Here is a 1,799-nt window from a genome sequence, read left to right as displayed (position 1 = left end):
GGCCACACCGACCTGCGTTACCGTCGCGTCGAAGGTTCTCCCCGGAAGCGCGTCGAACCGGACACTCACCCGGTCTCCCCGGCTTATCTCTCCAATAAGGCTTTCGGGAACCGCTATGATGACTTGAGGCCGTAGGCCGGCGGTGAGAAGCGCAATTTCATCTCCCGCTTCCACGTTCTCGTTGACTTCCGCCGGGACCGACGCGATCGAGCCGGCTTCCGGGGCCCGAAGCCGGGTGTAGGAAAGCTGCGACCTCGCTTGTTCCAGCCGTTTCACCGACGCATCGATTTGAGCCCGCGCGGACTCGGCGGCGGCACGGCCGGCGTCCAGATCCGCCTTGGCAGCGTTGCGGTTCTCGTAAAGACCTCGCACCCGCTCGTAGTCGGCCTTGGCCCTGCGGGCCTGGGCTTCGGATTGAACCAGGGAGGCTTCGGCTTCCTGAACTTGAAGCTCGAAGTCGGTGGAATCGAGCTCCGCGATGAGCTGTCCTTCCTCGACCCGGTCTCCTCGAACCACCAGAATCCGACGGATGTTTCCTCCCACTCGAAAGCTCAAACGGGTCTCGACATCCGCCTTCGCCGATCCGGAAAACGTGCGCTCCCGGCCGGCGCCGGTGGAGAAAACCTCGAGATAACGCACCGGGCGGATCGGAGGCGGCGGCGGCTCTTTGCGCTCACCGCAAGAGGCAGCAACTCCGGCGAGGCAGACAACGACGAGGACATCTCGAATGCCTGAATCGTAATCCATGTCATTCGTCCCTTCTCGGCGGCGTGGCACCGAGCTCTCTGTAATAAGCATCGGCCCGTTCGAAGAGCCGCTCGCGCTCTTCGGGCTCGGCGAGAGAATAAAACCGACCCACCGAGCGCTCGACTCTCATGAAGGCGATGAGAAAGTCGTAAACCGCATTGGCCGCCGCTTCATCGGCGACCAGTGACGCATTCTGGGCATCCAGCAGATCGATGATCGAGACGGCCCCACGAGAGTAAGAGTCGGTCACCAGATTCAAATTGTTTCGGGCCGCATCGGCCGCCTGCTGCGCCAGAGCAATACCTGCGAAAGAGGCGCCGGCGGCGTGCATCGCTGAACGGATGCGTTGCTCGATGCGCTCCGCGGTCGCGGCACGATCGAAACGCAGGCCTGAGAGCTCCTCGATGTCCTGATCTCTCACCGCCGGTCTTTCCCCGCTGGTAAAGAGCGGCAGCGAGACATCGAATGCCAGCGTCCAGTTGATATCACCGAGAGGCTCGAGGGTGACGGCGGGGCAGAGCTCGGATCGAATGCCTCGGCACGAGCGGGTCCCTCCGTAGAACGGTCTTTCCACCGAGCCTTGAAAAAAGACATCCGGTGCAAAAAAAGCTCGGCGTGAGGCAACCAGGCTCCTTTCTTGGGCCTCAATGGCGGCATCGAACGCTTGAAGCTCCGGGGAGTTTTCGAATCCCTCCTGAACCATGAAATCGCGAAAGATGTCGAAGTGCCAGTTATCGGAGGCGTAGGGTCGGAACTCGCTGTCGATGATCTCCATGATCGGGTCCCCGAGATCGATTTCCTCGGTGAGGAAAGCTTCTTCGAGCGGGCGATGAAGGATACGGTTCAAAGCGATCTCGGCTTGATTGCGCACCGCACCGGCGGTGATGATCTCGCTCCGATTCGCCGCAATCTCGCTTTCCCACCGGTAAACCTCGGAGGGACTGGCGGCGCCGATAGATTCTCGGACCCTGGCACGGTCCAAGTTGGACCGAGTGAGCTCGAGATTGTTCCGGAGGATGCGCTCGGTGGTTTTGGTCCGGAGCACGTTGAGG

The 1,799-nt window shown here is 61.4% G+C and carries 2 protein-coding genes; both read right to left on the bottom strand.

Translation table 11 applies throughout. The features are described from left to right. Positions 1-747, bottom strand: a 747-nt coding sequence (locus GY769_23390) for an efflux RND transporter periplasmic adaptor subunit (protein MCP4204863.1), incomplete at its 3' end; no start/stop codon positions are given. A gap of 1 nt (position 748) precedes the next feature. Then, positions 749-1,799, bottom strand: a 1,051-nt coding sequence (locus GY769_23385; GenBank protein MCP4204862.1) for a TolC family protein, incomplete at its 5' end; no start/stop codon positions are given.

Source organism: bacterium (assembly GCA_024224155.1).
Lineage (GTDB): Bacteria > Acidobacteriota > Thermoanaerobaculia > Multivoradales > JAHEKO01 > CALZIK01.
The sequence above is the reverse complement of the archived record's forward strand: the minus strand, read 5'-3'. Positions and strand labels throughout refer to the sequence as shown.